Below are 18,511 nucleotides of genomic sequence, written 5' to 3' on the forward strand. Positions count from 1 at the left end.
GTTATTCCCTTTTTATACAATCGAACACTAATATTATCTACTGTCACATAAAGATAATTAGAAATACTAAAATAATGAATGCGAGACTCCCCCATAGAAACGCTCTTTTTTGTATTTTTCTCTCATAAAGAACATCACGTTTAGGAACCGAAAAATCGCCGGCATTAGAAAAATTCCGGATTCTAAGCTTAAAGATCGCTTCGCTAATGACATAAATAATCGTAGGGAATATAGTAGAAAAAAATACTACTGTTGCCGAAAGATTAAAGACGATCGCGATGGCTATACCCACTATGGCGGTAAGAATAGTCAACAACAGCAACTTCCACCATAACTTATAAAACCTAGCCCAGCCCTCGTCAGAGAAAGTAGCCGTCTTGAGGAAACGAAAAAGCTTTTTAGCGTTATATGTGTTGTTCATACCCCTGGTATCAAGATTAGCTTTTAGAATTTGGAGGAGACTTTGAATATTTTCTACCACCACAGTTAACCTTATGGTTTTCTTATTACTCTTAATTTTGATCCATCCACCTAAATATCTGATAGATCGTACCTGAATCTTTGTGATTTGATCATAAGGAATTATGGTTTCTCGTTTACCGCAAGTGTAAAAAATTGAATCTTTGTCCATTATCACTCTTGTATTGATAAACCGTCCGTAAACAGCCCAAATAACAGCACCCTCTAACACAAATGGTATGGCTAAAAACAACAACTCATAGATTCCGCTTATCAAGGCACTGATAATAGAAATGATGATACTAATTAAGCAGAGAATTGTAACAAAGGTTCGAATGTGTTTAATATGCTTCCTGTACCTAAATTGTTGAACTACAAAAGTCTCATCACTAATCGCCACTATTTTACCCCCTTTAGAAAAGAAAAAGATCAAGCACTTAAAACGTAAACTTGATCTTTAGTGAGTTTATTTTAACAAGTTTAATGACAAATATCCGCAAGCAAATATTAGCAGATGCTCCAGTATAATGCTAAAATCCCCCGGAACCTGCTTTAACACAAGTTTTAGGGGATAAAAAAAGCTCCTCAATCAAGGAGCTAGATGTCATATGGTGGGTTTGAGAGGACTCGAACCTCCGACCCCCACGATGTCAACGTGGTACTCTAACCAGCTGAGCTACAAACCCATATGTGGTGCCGATGACCGGAATCGAACCGGTACGGGCTTTAGGGCCCGCGGGATTTTAAGTCCCGTGCGTCTGCCAGTTCCGCCACATCGGCAAAATTAATGAAATTTGGAGGCGGCACCCAGATTCGGACTGGGGATAAAGGTTTTGCAGACCTCTGCCTTACCACTTGGCTATGCCGCCAGGAAACATGGAGCGGGTGACGAGATTCGGACTCGCGACTTTCACCTTGGCAAGGTGACACTCTACCACTGAGTTACACCCGCATATGGTGCCTCAGGGCGGAATCGAACCGCCGACACGAGGATTTTCAGTCCTCTGCTCTACCGACTGAGCTACCGAGGCATGGATGGCGACCCCGATCGGAATTGAACCGACGATCTCCTGCGTGACAGGCAGGCATGTTAACCGCTACACCACGGGGCCATTATAAAAATATCTGGTGGGCGATGACAGGATCGAACTGCCGACATCCTGCTTGTAAGGCAGGCGCTCTCCCAGCTGAGCTAATCGCCCGCCACAACTGACGAATTTTAGTATACACAATAATTGCAAGACTGTCAAAGATTTTTTATAAATTATAGGCGTTAAATTCCGGGAACGGTGGCAATTATTCCTTAAGGGCCTTTGTAAAGCTTAGAATTGCTTCTCTTACAAGCTTAGCCGCCAATAATGCCGTACGTTCACTTGAGTCAGTTGCCGGAGAAACCTCTACCAGATCAAAACCGACGATATTTAACCTCTGCAGCGCATGAATTGCTTTAATAATTTCACGCGATGTGCAGCCCCCGGCTTCCTGGGTTCCCGTTCCGGGTGCAAAGGCAGGATCAACGACATCAATATCTAAGGTAACATATACAGGTTTGCCTTTAAGTTCCTCTAAAACGGCTTTTAAGGGCTCTAGAACCTCTTCAATGACAAGGTGCGTATTTTCCTTAGCATATTGAAATTCTTCCTTGATTCCGGAACGTATGCCAAATTGGTAGACACGTTTCGGTCCGAGCAGTTCAGCCACTTTATGCATTACCGTAGCATGGGAGTTATTTTCCCCATAATAATCTGTCCGTAAATCGGCATGAGCGTCAAAATGAACCACTCTTAAATCCGGATATTTTTCGGCAAAAGGCTTGATGAGGGGATATGTGACTAAGTGCTCCCCCCCGAGAAAGATAGGGAACTTATTATCCTGAAGAATTTGTCGTGAAGCCTTTTCAATCAAAGCAAGGGATTTATCGACATTGCCAAAAGGCAGTGCTAAGTCTCCGAGATCGCAATAGGCATAATCACCGAGATCACGATCTAAATAGACGCTATATTCTTCGATTCCAACTGAAACATTACGGATACTTAAAGCCCCCATCCGGGTTCCCGGCCGAAAGCTTACGGTAAAGTCCATTGGAATTCCTAAAATAACTGTATCTGCCGCTTCATATGGGGTATCCGCACCCATAAATATTCCCGGTTTCTCAACCAACTCTTCAAAATCCATTTTGCTCATCAATAAACTCCTCTCTCTGCTTTTTAGTATAAAGAAAACCCGGCTTCGCCGTGCCTTTTAAACACGCATTCAGAAAGGCGAAGTCGTTGGTTGCACTTATGCTGGAGGAAAGTATGCAACAAAGTTATACTTCTGACAGTATAAAAAAAGAGGGAGAATTTCCCCCTCTTTCCTGCCGGACTCAGTAAAACCTAATTGGTAGACACTTTCTTTTGTCTTAACTCAACTTCCTCGATAGCAATTGAGCGTGTATGAAGTGTATGTGACCATTCCTTATCATTGCGATTGATGAAGCCAAGGAAACAAATGGGAATCCAGCTATAAATAAAAATTGGGTAGAGAATCAATCCGATATATGCTTTCCAAGGCAATTTATCCAATGCTAATACCGCAAGAGGATAAACAAGCGAAATCGCCGATAAGATCTGCCATCCTGACCATGGCATAACCACAGAGAAGATTTGGGAGTAATACGGTTGTAAGGCCGAAATAATATTTACAAACATAAAGAAAGTTGCGATCAACGTCAATGCCGGTTGAAATAGATGAACCGCCGCATCGAAATACATGATTCTGCGTTCTTTAAATGCCTTTATCAATAGCGGAATTAAGTACCGTACTGCGCAATCCACCTGTCCCTGAGCCCAGCGTTTCCGTTGACGCCACGATTGAGCAAAGGTTAACGGTTTTTCGTCATAAACAACGGCATCATGAGCCCAAGTCGTCTTAATGCCATAGGATAGAGCTTTCATCGTAAACTCAAGATCTTCTGTCAGAGAGGTAGCGCCCCAACCAATCTTTTTGAGAACATCCATATCAATGCACATCCCCGTTCCGCCGAGGATATTGGATAAGTGTCCTGTATTATAACGCGCGAGTTGGAGCATCCGATTTTGAAGCCAAAAGGCAATTGAAAATGAGTTTGTAACCCAAGTATCAAATGGATTCTTCGAATCCAAATAACACTGAACAATCTTATGACCTTGACAAAGTTTACTGTTCATTTCAACGAGAAAACTCTGATTGACAAGATTATCCGCATCGAAAATGATCACCGCATCATATTTACCTTCCATTTTGAAAATGCGATGAAACAACCACTCGAGAGCATAACCTTTACCCCGTTTTTCAGCGTTAAAACGTTGATGTACTATTGCCCCTGCTTCCTTGGCAATAAGTGCAGTTTTATCCGTACAATTATCGGCCACTACAAATACATCATAGAGTTCTTTAGGATAATCCAATTTAAGTAGATTTTCGACGAGCTGCCCTATTACGGCCTCCTCATTGTAGGCGGAAACAACTAAAGCAAAGGATTTTTCAGGAGTTAATATCTTTTCTTCGTGTTTTCGAAAGAGACCAAACATCGATAAAACGAAATAATATAAGGTGAAAAAGACAATCAAAACCTGAACCGGAATCATTATCAGATTAAACAAGTGAGAACCGGTCACTCCGGACATGAACTCCACGTTTCAAACCTCCTTTTAATCTCCACAATTCTATCACAGGGCTTTTGGGTATGCAACATAAATTGTATACCCGAAAAGTTCCAAATTATAGGTTTGTCCACTTTATAAATATGAAGATTTAAGCCGATTATTCCATTAGCGTCGATGAAATATTTTTAGTAAGAAAAATAAGGTAATAGAAACGGAAAAAGCAATAAAAATCAAGCTGATTTTCAAAGCATACCCGAAAGAACTCCAATAAATTGATGATACATTTGATCCCGCTACCCAAGGAATTGCCCCTCGTATCACTGCTGCAATTCCCTGAATCAGAGATAATAACAAAAGTGCACCTGATATTAAAGCTATTATACCCATAATTCCAATCGGAGTATCCATTCTAAATCGTCTGCTTAATTCCTTTTTAAACCAATATAATTCTATTTTAATCTCATGAAGCAATCTATGCAGCATATCACAACACCTCTCTCATAACATCGTATGTAACGATGTTACTCAAAAGAATTGGACATAATCTGTATAATTAAGGAATATAGTACAGCGAAAGGCTGCTGAGAACATGAGTCTAACCCCATATTCCTCGCAGCCTCATTTTATGAACCCAAAACAGTAACTACTTCGCTACAGCAATAAGAGACCCTACAGCAAACCCTAATAAAACTAAGATGAAAATCAATGATTTTACATCCAGATGAATCTTTTCCAGCATGATTACTCCTCCTCCTTTGAACGGTATGGAAATAATCCGCTGCACAGCGACTGTTCATTAGTACTAATAGTCTATTCTATTCATCTTCTTTGCAATTTATGTGAAATTGTAATTCTATGAATTTTATCAATAAGCCGATCTTTATAGAAATATCCCAGTAAAAATAGGATTACAGAAATGGCGAATAACGTAAAAGCGATAAAATAATTCTGCTCCTGAAGGTTTGCCCCGATATATGTCGATACAAAAAGAGCAGGAAACCTGGCAACAGTGGCTATAGTAAAGAATTTCAAAGGTTTTACCGGGGTAAGACCTACAATATAACTTAAAATATCTTTCGGAAGTCCCGGCAGCAGAAACAATATAAATAGTACGATAAGGGCCTTTTGGCCTTTGAATAAGAAATCTAGGCGATTCAACTTATCTTGTGAGACTAGAGCTTTTACGAGGGGATATCCTAATAGACGTGAAGCATAGAATACGATCACAGTGCCAATAACAACACCGAAAATCAGGTACAACGTCCCCAGCCACACTCCATAAAGGTATCCTCCTGCAATTTGCACAACTTCTCCCGGAATTGCGGCAAAAACCACTTGCAAAATCTGCAGAGAAATAAACACAAAGACACCGCTAAATCCGTAAGAGTCTACCCAATTTCTAAACTGCTCCGGTTCGCTTAAGATTCTCGTGAATTCAGGGGTATATCGAACAGTTATATAGGTAGATGCAGCCAAAAATATCACCAGCAATATTATATTGATAATCGGAATTCTCTTATTATGAACGTAAACGTTCCTCACCCTCTTAAAGATTTTGCGTCATTCAATCCCAGTTTGCTATTACAAGTTTGCTATTCCGAATAAAAAGTTTTAATAATTATATCAAAACAAGCCCTTTATTCAAAATATTTTTATCCCTTACAACAAAATAAAATTGCTTATATTGCGCCTTATGATTTTTTAAGGGCTGTAGTATAATGAACTGAAGGGTTTGCTATATTTCAGCCCTCTTAAATATGATTCTATTATTTAAGAATCAGCAAATTCGAATGAGGAAGTGCTATTGCAATGGACAAGCCGGAACGCTCGAAGTATGTAGCTTTTTATCCTGATCATGACGGTAAACTCCTGATCCAAGAAAACGTTGGAATCAATGAACTGACCACAATATATCTTGGGGTTAAATCCCTTAATCGAGAGGATGAGGTACTTGTCTTTAATATGAGTGGTATTTCCGAAGTCAATGACATTAAAAACCACCCGGAAAATACATATTATCTTATTACAATTAGCAATGAACAACCCCAGATTTATGAAAATGTAGGCCCAGAAATTGATAACTTACTCCAGGGCGTAGAAAAATATTATATTGTTGATGATATATATTTTGTCACTAAATTAGCTCTCAATGAACTGATCACATCCAAAAATATATATAAATAGCTAGATACGATATTCATATCTCCAAATACCAATGCACAATTTGCCAGCCCCAGAGGATGCTGATCCACGTTCCGAGCACGATGAAAGGGGCAAACGGAATAACGCTTTTCCGGGTCGCTTTCCCAAAGAGAATTAAAACGAGACTGGAGAGCCCTCCTAAAATAACAGCCATAAAGAGGGCCAATAGCGTCATGCGCCAGCCCAAAAATAAACCAATCGGTGCTAAGAGCTTTACATCCCCCATGCCCATCACTTCATCACTCTTGTACAAAGCCAACCCGAGCAACGAGACAGCCAGCAGGAACCCCGAACCGACGGCCAAGCCAAGCAAAGGATTCCACCAGCTTCGGTCACCGTAAATCGGAAACGGCTGAAACAATTGGTAAACAAAAAGGACCGCTCCGCCGCCAAGTCCGGCCATGACCAGTTGATCCGGAATAATCATGTGTTCGATATCGATAAAGAAAACGGCGATCAGGATATACGTTAAAAATAGAAAAGCCACAAAGTCAATCGTCCAGCCAAACCGCAGCCATAAGACCACCGAAAGTACTCCGGTCAGCAGTTCAACCCAAAAATACCGGGGTGAAATCGGCTGCCGGCAATACCGGCATTTTCTTCTTGCCCATAAATAACTGAGGAGCGGAATCAGATCCACCGGCTTTAAGCAGGTATGACAGTTGGGGCAATGGGACGGCGGAGATACCGTGGACTCCCCCCGCGGGATGCGATAGATACAGACGTTGAGATAAGACCCGATCACCAGGCCTAAGATAAAGACGAACACACCATACGTTATCTCCACACCATTCATCCTTCACACTTCAAGATTTTTAAGCAATTTTGAACACGATGCTCAAAGACCTCCGACAGTTCGAGCGGGATGCTTAACCAAGCGTACCCCAAACCACCGGAGGTCTTTCGGATGTCTTTGCCTATCCTGCCCTAGGCAAATTAAGCCAATAAATTAATGCAGTCGCTGTGATGAGACGACATTAACCTTCAATGACGGCTCCGTGGTGATGCTATCTATACCTCCATTAACCGCATCCTTGGCCGACGTCAGATGGGTTAAGGTGACCGTAAAACTTTGACCTTCCTGCAGATCCGTGCCGCTCAAGGTTAATGTCGCATAGACCGTATACGTCCCGCTGTGGAAAGACGTGTCCTTAGGATATATCTTCCCCGGGTTGTTCTGATCCACATTAAACTCGATAGGTGTTCCATTGCATAGCACTTTCGTCAAATTGACGTTCATCGTACTGCCCGGTAAACTATTCGCTAAGTCTAATGTTATATCTGCCGCAGGCCGGGCAAGCGTAAAGCCAATATTGGTCTGAAGCGCCTCATTCCTAATCTCAGACATTTCGGAATTCCCGCTTCGCGATGTGAGACTGGGATTCTGAATGATACTGCCGTCGAGTCTATACGTGATTTCCTGGTAGCTTTGATTCTTATCCAAACCTACGGTTTGAGTGGTATTCCCCACTAAGCTCCGCCCCTCCGGCACTTCAAGGTTCACCGTATAATTTCCTGTTTTCAAGCCGGCAAAGGTTGCCGCACCCGTATTACTCGTCATTTGAGAACTCCCGCTGCTGGAAGTCACCTTCGCATTCGGAATCGCTCGATCCTGCGTATCCAGGACTACAACTTTAATCTCACCCGACTTCACATGAATCGTAAAGGTCTGATCATTCTCCCGTGTCGGGGGAGAATTGATGGGATCGTTGAGCACATTGTAGGTTAATTGATTCACGATCCGATAGGTTCCCTCCTGATCGAAAGTCCAGGAGTACGGGTATGATTGTTGGTTACCGCTCCAGGAAGAAGCCGGATTAAACGATACGTCCGGAACATCGTAAGAATTAATGTTGGAAGTTCCGTCAGGCGCTTTGACCGTACTTTGCAGCTTAATCGAGTGAAACGATTCATTGATATTCGTAGCATTGGCCTGCACGTTTAAGGGAATGTTGAGCTTATCGCCGACGAGGCAGCTATCATTATAGCCTTCAACCGCGATCTGCGGCTCGAACACATTGTTCAGCGAAATCTCCTGACTCACCTGGGCGTTATAATTATCAAAAACAAGCACTTTGACTTTATACGCCTTGATACCGGTGTCAGGCGCTTTATCAAGGCGGACAGACTTTGTCACGCCGCTTGTTAATCGTGCACTGGGATCATCGGTCGTCCGAAAAGACTTAAGGGGTTGATAGTCACTGAAATTCGTTCCATCCTGACTCGTTGCCAGATAAATATCCGCATTCAGATACTGATCCGTAAGATCGATGTCCGTGGCTTTAAAGGAAAAGTCAATATGATCCGAGGCATTGGAAATATTCATCCCATTGCTGATCCCGTAAACCTCCACGGTGGGTGCATGATTGGCTCCCCGCGAAGCCTTAAAAATGGTATTGACAAACATTTTCATTTCTTCAACCGCATTCGGCTTGCTATGACCGGTTCCGGAATACGTGATCGTTCCTTTGGTATACGTATAATAATCATTTCGCCCGTCACCCGGATGCGTATAGATGGTGCTTCCGGATGAATTATTCAGGGTATAAACAGGCACTACGTTTTCATCTTCTAAGTCCAATTGAAAATACTGAAAATGGGTGGGCGCGACTTGAATATCTCCCAGGATATAGGGGAATTGTGTCACCAAATTATCGTTGATTTTATGGGTTTGCGTTGTCGTTTGGAACGTATTGCTATTCGCCCGGTCCAGTGTCAGATTGCTGAAACCATAGGAATCCTTGCTCGCATCCGGCATCCGATCGTAATACCGACCGGAGTCCGGCGCCGTGCGATAATAGCGCTGCTGACCTACAAGGCTGCGGAAATTTTGGGTCAAATTATAGGCCCAACTACCCTTATTTTGAACATCAAACGTCTGGGTGTCATGGGTAAACATGACACTTTGGTTCGTTTGAATAAAGTTCTGCAAAGCCTGAAGCGCATTCGAATTTAAATCATTGCCCCCATAGATATCGGCAAATCCCACAATAACCATATCATAATACTTATTCAATTGGGTGGGCGCCGTTTTGTTCTGACCATTCACCCTGGCCGGTTTGCTCTGCGGCAGCTGGTTCGACTGCAAATTAGCATAAGCCGCATTAAAATCGTTCACATCCATCTCGGTGACCTGAATATCATAAACCCCGTCTTTAAACAGTAAATTTTGATAACTTCTGGTTGAATTATCGTAAACATTTTTCAGGTCGTCGTAAACGGAAAAGGTGTTTCCGTCCGGTTTTAGCTGCAAAACGCGAATTTTTAACTCATTGCCCTTTGCTGCTTTGAGCGCAGTAGCCCCCGTAACATAGGTCTTCGCCCCTGTGGCGTTATCCGTTACTTCCAGCTTCCAGGGCAAAAGCCCGATCAATAAATCCGGCAAATGATAATTAATCGCATAACCTGAACCGCCGGGCCGATGATCCAGGGTAAAGACCTGTTCCGATTGGCTGTCATTCGTTGCTTTGAAGATGCCGTCCCCATTGATATCCAAATAGAGTTTGACCGTCAGATCATTCGCCGTGCCAGAACTTTGCATATCAAAATTATACCCGAGCGATTTATTGCTTCCCGTTTGATAACTTCGGTCCGTTCCATCATATTCCTGCGGTTTTGTCGTAATCGTAAGCTCAGGTCTTTTGGCAATCGCACTGCTGGAGGTATACCCCGCAAAAGCGGATTTAAGATTTGACTTTTTGGCATAATTATTTGATGTATCGACCAAAACAACATTAGCATATTGGGTATTGTTAACGTAGCTGTTCAAGTCTTGATAAAGTTTGGTCAGTTTTAAGTTAGGCACGGTCCTAATATTAAAAATGCTTTGATCGAAAACAGTGAGCTGCTTCGATTCGATAAATTCCTTCAGAACTGCTGCTCTTCGATTGGTGATGTCATTGTCACTGTAATACTCCTTCGAACTATTCCCGCCTTCAGGAAGTCTGCTACTGACTTTCCCCAAATAGGTATATGAAACATTATTTTTCGTATTGTTGCCGATATAGACAATGTCATATTTTCCGTTGATTTCATCCACTTTACTGATAAATTCCGGCATCGACATCTGCGTTACATGCACTGTTCGGTCAGGGATACAAGACGACCAATCGGAAGTTGTCAAAGCTGACAGATCATAGGACGTTCCCGGCTGCACTTCCAATACTTCCAACGCCGGTTTCTGAGGCTGAGCCGGTGTTCCCCCATATGCCGGCACGGGGAGCAGCATCAAGCTTAACAGGAAAGCGAGTAAGACGGACCCACACTTTCTCATTCTTTTCATCATACGCTTCGCTTGTAGCCGATCTACAAGCACACCTCCTTTTTTATTAGTTCTGTTGTTCCTTCCATTCGACAATAGAGTAACGCCGGACACTTCCATCGCGCACACCTCCGTCAAAAGTGGTTGTGCTATCATTCGTCGTGAACCCTGGGCCGCCCATTTCACCCGGAGTGAAAAACGCCCTGGCCAGACTATTGGCCACCAAAACAGATACGATTGTTCCCTCATCATAGGTAATGGTTGGGTTCCCGGATAGTGTCACATTGCCCTCGCAAATGATGGTCCCTTTAAACGACCCATTGCCGGAAATATCGGTAATATTTAAATTTCCTTCACAGTAGATAATACCGCCGTAGGAGCCATTAAGTTCCAAATTATAGGTGCTGTCCGCATTTTGTTTAATATAAGTAAAGGAATTTGACAAGCCTGAGGGAGACCTAGCCACTCCAGAGCGCAGCGTATTTGTATTGGGATCAACCACCGCCGCTTTATGGACAAAGCTTGTCTTGACATCGCCTGTATCGAAGGCGGCCCGCTGATCAGAAGTGGCGGCCGATTTATCGGCAGTACCCAGCTTTTGGGTCTTCGCAACAAAAATCTTGCTCAACGAGTCTTTAAACGTATCGTAAGCCGACTGATTCTCCCTGTAGTTGGTAATTGGGTTTGGACTAAAGTTTGAACCAAAAGCAGTAGCATGCGGGCTGCTCCCTTGATGTACAATTGCAGCCCCCAGGGAATATCCTTTGACATCGGATCCGGTAAAAACATTGGTTACTGCAGTGTTATTGGCAAGGGCCATGATCTGCAGTATTTTAGCTCTTAAGACATCCTCTAGAACATCCTCATTCGATCTACTCTTCTCCTCTCCCCGCAGCAAGGAGAAAGAGTTGATTTTGCTCTCGTCTGTTGTCTGCGGATCGGTTGTGTACTGGTCATAAAAATAATTGTACTCTCCAGCGTTAGAAGCGGGCACATCGGCCATATAGGCACTGAAGAGCGCATCGCTTTTCGCCGTGACACTTTCCCCAGTCTGGTAAAACAGGTTATTGCTGTCCCAAACATAGTTTTCTTTCCCGCTTTTCTTCACGCCGTTAAACTGGGCGTAGGCCGTTCCCGGGACGATAAACTGACCTTTTAAGTTTATCTTGCTTGACCCGGTCACATTATTTATGATGGCGCTGCTGGCGTTGGGATTCCCATCTGCGGCCGTTGAATTAACGCCGATAAAGTTTCCGTTAACCGTAATTTCGGAATTTGAACCGTCCATTTGAATATCGTCAAAGGTGCTGACATTCCTCGCAACTTCGATTTGGCCACGATCAACATTCCTATCCACTCCATGATCGTTATATTTTTCGTCCACAGACAGGCTGTTGCAGTAAACGTTTCCTCCGTTCGAATCCAAATACACAAAGGGAATGTAATTTGGTTTCCAATCCGAATTCTCTTTCTCAGCATAGTTCTCCAATACTACCTGCGGATTACCGTCAACTATTGTACGATCAAAAAACCATTGATTATTAAAAATTAGTTTTTTTATATCTATGCTAAAATTGGTTGGGTAGGGATTTACCGCTATCTTGCCGCCGCTGGCCATGATATGCAAATTGCCTTTCGTATTGACATTGCCGTTGATCGTCACATCCGCACCGGCACTATAGATTCCTGTCTTAGCCACTTTATTGTCGTCAAGGGGAAGTGTTTCATCCTTATCCGCTGCAAACAGATCCCCATTAATCGTGCTTGCCCCTTCCTCAAAGCCAATACTTCCCGCAGCCGTTATGGCATTGGCCCAGACCGGATTTCCCTTCGTGGTAAACTTTTTCTGCGCCAGGGCCTTATAGGTAGGAAACAGCACATTCAGTCGAACGGATACCGATTTCCCGTCCACCGTATCGGCGGTGACATTCATTTTGACCGCTATACCGCCCGGGGCCAAAGGATCATCACCGGTATAACCACTGCTAAACAAAGCACTTTGGTAATCGCCCAGCTGATCTCCGCCAGGATCAAAGGTAACAGTATACCCTCGGCCCGAGCTATTATCGGTCAGCAGCGCTGCCGCATAAAAGAAATAAAGTCTTTTTAAAGTCAGCTGGGTAAAATCCCGTAAGCTCTTTTCATTCGTGCCGCTTTCCGCGTCTAAGCTAACCCACTGGTTATAAATATCATTCTGATAGCTGTGATGTTTCTGAGAGTTGTAAACTTGTAATTCATGCGGAATGTCTGTATTATCCTCTTTTGAATAATATTGCGCATTCATATAATCCTGGGCCTGTTTTTCTGCCTTCTCAAGCAAAGTATTCACATCGTTGACCTGTTTTTCGGCCTTCCCATCCAAGGTATTATAATCGTTGGACCAACTTACATATTTGCCACCCATCTGGACACTGGCCAGGGCCGTCATCATGGAAACCGCTCCAAAGGTCATCAGCACCATGATGGCACCAAGCGTCAGGAGCATAGTACTCCCTTTTTCATTGGCAAAAATGGTACAACCCTTTCGTTTCATGATGGACATCTCCTGTCTTTGGCTTAGTGATGATCATACTTATTCACCGTATACGACGTCAGCAGCTTTTCACTCGACTCATTGTTTAAACGGTAAACATTAAGCGTCAATTGATAGTTCGTGTCCTTGGAACTGTCCGCGGGAACAACGGATAAGCTTGAAGCCCCTAGGACATTAATGAGAAAATCATCGGCGGGATCGGCTTGGGCTCCAAAGATGTAAAATTCCGCCTCTGTACCCGCTAAAGTATTAATCACACATAAATGGGGAGAATAGATTCCCTTATCGGGATCGGGAAAATTGACACGAATGGGAATCCTGTTATGGATCAGTGTTGAGGGATCCACGCTGGCTAGTTCGGTATAGGTTGCGTCGCTGGCAGCTTTAGCCTCTATTTTGGCCACTATTTTGATGGGGTTTGCTGGATTCGGAACTTCGGTAATCCGTACATCACAGTCTCCGTTAATATAATCTGCTAAATCGATCGTCGCCACAAAACTGGGATTATACCCATTCCCCGGGGCATTGCCCTGAGCAGGACCCGCATTGCTTGGCGTAACCTTACTTTCAACCCTAAACGCTGCGCCCGTCGCATCCGATTGGGAAACCCCAGCCCTGTCGTAATAGCGCGGACTGCAATATTGCGGATCTGTCGAGTAGAGCACCGGGTCATTCTTAAATTCTTCAGCCTGATGCACCACCAGCACATTCACGATGTCCATCTCTTTGGCTTGGTGATTGAAATTGCCTGACAACACAAACATCTGGAAAATGGCCGTCGAAAGAATGGCCACAATCGCTAACGATGCAATGGTTTCGACGAGCGTAAATCCTCGATTGTCCATTTTCATAAGCATCACCTGTTTACGGTTACGCTTCCGCTTGTATTGGCCATCTTAAAGCGGGGGTTATCCTTATCATCGTTGATCACATTGACAACCAACGGATAATTGGTTTGATTCGTGACTGCAAAATTGATGCCGACCTTATCATCGCCGTTTTTATGGTGCTGAGAAATGACATCAAGCCTCAATTTTCCCCCGTCCAGAAGCAAATTTTCCTCCTTGCTCTGGCTGGTCTTGCCGAGAGCGTACGTGTAGGAGAAATGGCCCTCGCTGCCACTGACCGTTAACTGGCCATTGATCGTGTCATTGGTATTGCTGTACAGTTCGGTCCCATCCTTGGTAAAATCGCCGATGATGACTTTCGGAGCATTATCGTCGTACGTATTAAGAATGAGATAAAAACTGGGATTCGATGTTTTCACCGGGGCCCGGGTTGGGACTGAGGCCGGACTGGTCGCCGGCCCTGCATTTGCGGCCCCGCCAAAAGCGGCAAAAATATCAAACTTGCCCTTGATCGGAGGCGTCTCCATCTTAAAATTCCCCTGATCATCCGGATCTTTGTAGCCCAGATACTCAACGGCCAGTTCACCGGTCAAATCGTTGTTGTCCCCCTTGGCAATGGTGATTCCCTTAATCAAAATCCGGCGATTGCCCTTCTCTAAGTCGCTGATAAAGTTATACAAAGATTCATAGCTCCCGGCAAAGCTGATATTGATATCATCGACCAAAAGCATTCCCGAAGCGTTTGGGGCCGGGGAATTGCTGTTATTGGCCGAGGGTGAAGCGGGAGCGGGGGATGTAGGTGTTGGTGTTGGCGTGGGCGCGGGTGATGCCGCATTGTTATTGCCGCCGTTTTGTGCCGAAGCGGATGTCGTTTTTCCTGCCGCAAAATCTTGTTTGCTGACCGTCGCCACATTCGTAAACGTTATGCCCTTAATCGTCAGTTTTCTGTCGCCGGCAACCTTGTTCACGTTGAGAAGAATATCCTCTTGAACTAAATTAGCCGGTAGTTCCTCTTTTAGAGTATTCAGCTTATAATCCAAAAGTTTAAGCTCTTCATCAAATGTATTCTTGTTCTCCGTATCCTTGATTAAATTATTCAAAACCATTTGTTGACTGCGGTAATGCTCGGTCTGCGCATTTATTTTCTGCCACTTCGGGATGATCCAGTAATGGGCGAGAACGTAAATCTCCACCACAATAATTAAGGCGGCTACAAAAATAAACTCACGATTGGAGAGATTTAAGTTCTTTCGCTTGGGCTTGACTTTGTCCCTTGCGAAAAGTTGACTTTTTTTATCTTTGAGAAGACCTGAAATTTGCTTAAATGATAGATTGAGCTTCATGGTTTTCTCCTCACTTTTTAAGCTTTAACACGGCCGTGAAATCATAGATGCCCGTTTCGGAATTGGAATTGTTCCCCTTCGAGCCGCTGATACTCGTGAGTGATACATCCGTGAAAAGTCCTGTTCCCTTCAGTTTATATATAAAATAGGCAATATTGCTCATATCTTGCGATTTCCCCACCAGATTTAAGTTCCCGGATTTATCCGCCGCATAGTTAACGATGAACACATTTTCCGGCATCACTCCGGAAACTCCATCCAAAATCCGGGTATTGATCGTGGTACCGGCGACAATCGTTTGAATAATACCTGACATCTGAGTAATTTTGTCCTGTTTGGTCTGAATCTCTTTCTTCTCCGTTTCAATATCCGAATAGGTGATGATCTTTTGGGCTACCGCCTTTTCATTCGTCTGGGTCCTTCCATCGATGAACATCAAGACTCCATAGGTTGCCAAGGATACCAATAAAACACCGGCTAAGATGAAATACAAGGGTTTGATGTATTTGAAATACCCGCGGTCACTTTTTCTTTCACTTTGCAGCAGGTTAATATCTCTCATGCTACCAGTCCTCCCTCAAAGCTGCACCAATAGCCGGCATCAGAACCTTAAAACACTCTGTGACTTCCGGACGAAGATGCTTGGGTTGGGCCGCATGCACAGGGAGATTGAACGTTGTGCTGAAATAGTTCTCCAAACCCTGAAAAGCACTGCCACCGCCGCAGAGGCAGATGCTGTCGATCCCTTCTTCAACTTTGTTATAGCGGCAGAAATCAAGCGTCTGTCGGATCAGATCCCCAAGGGCACCATACCCTATGCGCAGGCAAGCATTCAGTTCCTCCGAACTGAGGGGCAATTTCTGATAACCACTTTGTCGGGCCGCCGCTACTTCCCCCTGATCCATTTTGAAGTACTGAACAAGCAGACTTTCTAAGGACGCCAGCCCACCCGTGATATTTCGGCTTAAAACAATCTTTCCTTCCTGTAAAACATTGACCTGGGACATGTTGGTACGGATGTCCACAAGCAAAATGGATTTTCCCGCCTGCGGGGCCTCGACGTAACAATTGTAGGCCTTCGCCAAACTATTGGCATTGACGTCCATGTATTTAACGGGAATCCCTGTTTCTTCACAAAATTCCCGGTAGAAATCGATCATCTTGCGTGGACATAAGGTCGTAATACCCTCAAGCTCATCGCCAGTTCGGTGATAGATCTTAAAAGCCGTGGCATGGGTCTGGACCATATCGGGAAAACTCTTCGTCAGTTCAAACCGGACTGCCGCTCCGATTTCCTTATCTTTAAGTGCCGGAAGCGCAAGCTCCCGGACAACGATGCCGGATGAGTTCAGATTGACAGCAGCCTTTTTGACCATCAGCTTGTGCTCTTTGACGGCCGTTTTGAGCTGCTCGGCCAGGGCCTGCTTGTTCAGGACCATCCCATCCTGCAGGCAATCTTCCGGTGTCGGCACGATAGCCCAGGCCAACAGTTCCGGTTGTCTGCCCTGTTTGACCAAAGCAAGCTTAATATGGCGCGAGCCGATATCAATTCCTAGAACCTTTTTATCCTCAAACATGCTGCTCCTCCCGCTCCGTAATTCTCATCTTTCTCATCTGTCTCATTCATAGCCGAGTTCGTTATCTGCCCCGCCCCATGCTGCATTATCATGGCGTTAAAGACGAGCGCAGAGTCACGATCTGGGTTAAATTCACCGAGTTATCGGAAGACTTAACACGCAACGTAATTTTCGCCTCTTCTTTCTGCACATCCAAATCACTAATATTGGCAATCTCCATTCCGGAAGAATCCAAATGGGCACCGTCAAACCCTGCAACGTCTGCGGCGTATTGCTGTCTTAACTTTCCATCAGCACAATAAATCCAAAAGGAAAAACCTGTATTTTGGCTATCTTTAATCTGGAGGGCTTGAAACGATCCGGTGTCAGAAACGATGACCTTAATCCCATCGGTTCCATCGTTTGGCCGGGCATCATTTTGCCTGATCTTCACCGTCAGATAGGACATTGCCACGCGGGCATCATTTTGCGCATCCGCCATGTCATAGGTGCTCCTATACGTTATGGCCCCAGTGTGGATCATCGATACGAGCATGCCCCCCATGATCCCCATGATGGCCAAAACAACGATCAGCTCAATCAGGGTAAAACCCTTGTTATTGATCTTTGGGACAGACCTTTTTCTTACGGGGTCATCTTTTATCCGCCCTGAGCGCATTCGTTTCATACACTCCGTCTCCGTTTGTGTCTTTATAGGCTTCTTTATAGGTGTATTTATAATGGGAAAGATCCATATTCACCCCGGTTTGATTTTGTAAAGCATCCACCAGTATAGTCATTTCATCCGGACTTAGATCACGCTTAGAAGAGTCATGACTCGGATTAGGATAACCACCCGTTAGGGCGTAATATTGCTGCAAAGCCTTATTCACCACATATTCCTGGCGGGCACGCTCCGTTTCTTGTGTATCATTACGCGTACTCACCAGACTGGGATAGGTAATGGTAAACAAAATACTGATGATTGCCAGGATGATAATCATTTCCATTAAAGTAAACCCATTGTGCTTTGACAATGTCCATTACCCCTTGGGGAAGTACCCATATTGCCCAATCGGGCAATATGGGCACTTCTTTTTGAATAAACTTTTAACTTATGGTGTTACATTACCGTTAGCATCACAAACAAAATTATGAGTCAAATAATTATTTTTCTCATAAGTAAACGCACCGTTGGAAAATCCTGATATTGTCCCTTGGAAAACGTAGGTTTGCGCAGGCGTTGTTGTTGTAGTTAGTGTTGATGTAGCAGTAGCAGTGTTTGTGTTGGCTACTGTTGGAGTTATCCAAGCGCCCGTTTGAGCGTAATTTGTCGTTTCAATAGAATAAATATTTTTTGCTTCAGCTTTTGCCGCATTTGCTCTGGCATCATCCGTAAACCCAAAAAACCTCGGCAGCAAAATGGCCGCCAAAATACCAATAATCGCAATAACTACAATTAATTCAATCAAAGTAAACCCATCTTTTTTCTTTTTCAAGTTCATAAGAGCTTTCGTCATCTTTTTTCCCTCCTGAATATTTAAATAGCCTCTCGGCATTCGCCGAGGTAGATGGTTCAAGACTTTGCTTGAACCATCAATATTGAATTCCTCCTACTTTTCGGTAGGGGGTTTTCATTTTTGGAAACACCAAATTGGAAATTCCCTCAGAAAATTTTTATTG

Annotated in this window: 16 protein-coding genes and 7 tRNA genes; 1 reads left to right on the forward strand and 22 read right to left on the reverse strand. The window is 44.0% G+C overall.

Features of this window, described 5'->3' with window-relative positions; all coding sequences use genetic code 11:
• Positions 1-43 precede the first annotated feature (43 nt).
• The 12 genes from VB077_RS06635 to VB077_RS06690 form a co-directional block, all read right to left on the reverse strand.
• Positions 44-859 carry a hypothetical protein gene (locus tag VB077_RS06635; RefSeq protein ID WP_323414442.1) on the reverse strand — a complete coding sequence of 272 codons (816 nt, stop codon included), beginning with the start codon at positions 857-859 and terminating at the stop codon, positions 44-46.
• Positions 860-1,068: 209 nt separating this feature from the next.
• Positions 1,069-1,145 (reverse strand) — tRNA-Val (locus VB077_RS06640).
• A 5-nt stretch (positions 1,146-1,150) separates the two neighbouring features.
• Positions 1,151-1,239: transfer RNA gene (locus VB077_RS06645), tRNA-Leu, on the reverse strand.
• 15 nt (positions 1,240-1,254) lie between these two features.
• Positions 1,255-1,328 (reverse strand) — tRNA-Cys (locus VB077_RS06650).
• Between the two features lie 8 nt (positions 1,329-1,336).
• A tRNA-Gly gene (locus tag VB077_RS06655) sits at positions 1,337-1,411 on the reverse strand.
• Positions 1,412-1,414: 3 nt separating this feature from the next.
• Positions 1,415-1,490 (reverse strand) — tRNA-Phe (locus VB077_RS06660).
• A gap of 5 nt (positions 1,491-1,495) precedes the next feature.
• Positions 1,496-1,571 (reverse strand) — tRNA-Asp (locus VB077_RS06665).
• A 14-nt stretch (positions 1,572-1,585) separates the two neighbouring features.
• A tRNA-Val gene (locus VB077_RS06670) sits at positions 1,586-1,661 on the reverse strand.
• Positions 1,662-1,755: 94 nt separating this feature from the next.
• Entirely contained in the window at positions 1,756-2,643 is an 888-nt protein-coding gene (gene speB, locus VB077_RS06675) for an agmatinase (protein WP_323414443.1), read from the reverse strand.
• A 191-nt stretch (positions 2,644-2,834) separates the two neighbouring features.
• On the reverse strand, positions 2,835-4,115 hold the full coding sequence (locus VB077_RS06680; RefSeq protein ID WP_323414444.1) for a glycosyltransferase family 2 protein: 1,281 nt from the start codon (positions 4,113-4,115) through the stop codon (positions 2,835-2,837).
• Positions 4,116-4,250: 135 nt separating this feature from the next.
• Positions 4,251-4,568 carry a hypothetical protein gene (locus tag VB077_RS06685; protein ID WP_323414445.1) on the reverse strand — a complete coding sequence of 106 codons (318 nt, stop codon included), beginning with the start codon at positions 4,566-4,568 and terminating at the stop codon, positions 4,251-4,253.
• Positions 4,569-4,904: 336 nt separating this feature from the next.
• On the reverse strand, positions 4,905-5,561 hold the full coding sequence (locus VB077_RS06690) for a TVP38/TMEM64 family protein (RefSeq protein ID WP_323414446.1): 657 nt from the start codon (positions 5,559-5,561) through the stop codon (positions 4,905-4,907).
• Positions 5,562-5,894: 333 nt separating this feature from the next.
• Here VB077_RS06690 and VB077_RS06695 point away from each other — a divergent pair, with 333 nt between their 5' ends.
• The gene (locus tag VB077_RS06695; protein WP_323414447.1) at positions 5,895-6,269 is read left to right on the forward strand and encodes a hypothetical protein; all 375 of its coding nucleotides are present in this window, start codon (positions 5,895-5,897) and stop codon (positions 6,267-6,269) included.
• A 13-nt stretch (positions 6,270-6,282) separates the two neighbouring features.
• Here the strand turns inward: VB077_RS06695 and VB077_RS06700 are convergent, their stop codons facing one another.
• The 10 genes from VB077_RS06700 to VB077_RS06745 form a co-directional block, all read right to left on the reverse strand.
• Positions 6,283-7,074, reverse strand: a complete 792-nt coding sequence (locus VB077_RS06700; protein ID WP_416337037.1) for a prepilin peptidase — start codon at positions 7,072-7,074, stop codon at positions 6,283-6,285.
• 162 nt (positions 7,075-7,236) lie between these two features.
• Entirely contained in the window at positions 7,237-10,668 is a 3,432-nt protein-coding gene (locus tag VB077_RS06705) for a DUF5057 domain-containing protein (RefSeq protein ID WP_323414449.1), read from the reverse strand.
• A complete protein-coding gene (locus VB077_RS06710; RefSeq protein WP_323414450.1) occupies positions 10,616-13,081 on the reverse strand; it encodes a DUF2572 family protein in 2,466 nt (821 codons plus the stop codon). Before VB077_RS06710 ends, VB077_RS06705 begins: the two co-directional genes overlap by 53 nt.
• Before the next feature lie 23 nt (positions 13,082-13,104).
• On the reverse strand, positions 13,105-13,932 hold the full coding sequence (locus VB077_RS06715; protein ID WP_323414451.1) for a type II secretion system protein: 828 nt from the start codon (positions 13,930-13,932) through the stop codon (positions 13,105-13,107).
• A 5-nt stretch (positions 13,933-13,937) separates the two neighbouring features.
• Positions 13,938-15,272: a hypothetical protein gene (locus VB077_RS06720; RefSeq protein WP_323414452.1), complete on the reverse strand. Its 1,335-nt coding sequence runs from the start codon at positions 15,270-15,272 to the stop codon at positions 13,938-13,940.
• A 10-nt stretch (positions 15,273-15,282) separates the two neighbouring features.
• On the reverse strand, positions 15,283-15,834 hold the full coding sequence (locus tag VB077_RS06725; protein ID WP_323414453.1) for a PilN domain-containing protein: 552 nt from the start codon (positions 15,832-15,834) through the stop codon (positions 15,283-15,285).
• A gap of 1 nt (position 15,835) precedes the next feature.
• Positions 15,836-16,849: a type IV pilus assembly protein PilM gene (pilM, locus tag VB077_RS06730; RefSeq protein WP_323414454.1), complete on the reverse strand. Its 1,014-nt coding sequence runs from the start codon at positions 16,847-16,849 to the stop codon at positions 15,836-15,838.
• Positions 16,850-16,937: 88 nt separating this feature from the next.
• Entirely contained in the window at positions 16,938-17,516 is a 579-nt protein-coding gene (locus VB077_RS06735) for a DUF4860 domain-containing protein (protein WP_323414455.1), read from the reverse strand.
• The gene (locus VB077_RS06740; protein ID WP_323414456.1) at positions 17,482-17,865 is read right to left on the reverse strand and encodes a type II secretion system protein; all 384 of its coding nucleotides are present in this window, start codon (positions 17,863-17,865) and stop codon (positions 17,482-17,484) included. The genes VB077_RS06735 and VB077_RS06740 overlap by 35 nt, the downstream gene beginning before the upstream one ends.
• Positions 17,866-17,943: 78 nt before the next feature.
• A complete protein-coding gene (locus VB077_RS06745; RefSeq protein WP_323414457.1) occupies positions 17,944-18,348 on the reverse strand; it encodes a type II secretion system protein in 405 nt (134 codons plus the stop codon).
• Between the last annotated feature and the right edge of the window lie 163 nt (positions 18,349-18,511).

Source organism: Desulfitobacterium sp., assembly GCF_034927245.1.
GTDB lineage: Bacteria > Bacillota > Desulfitobacteriia > Desulfitobacteriales > Desulfitobacteriaceae > Desulfitobacterium_A.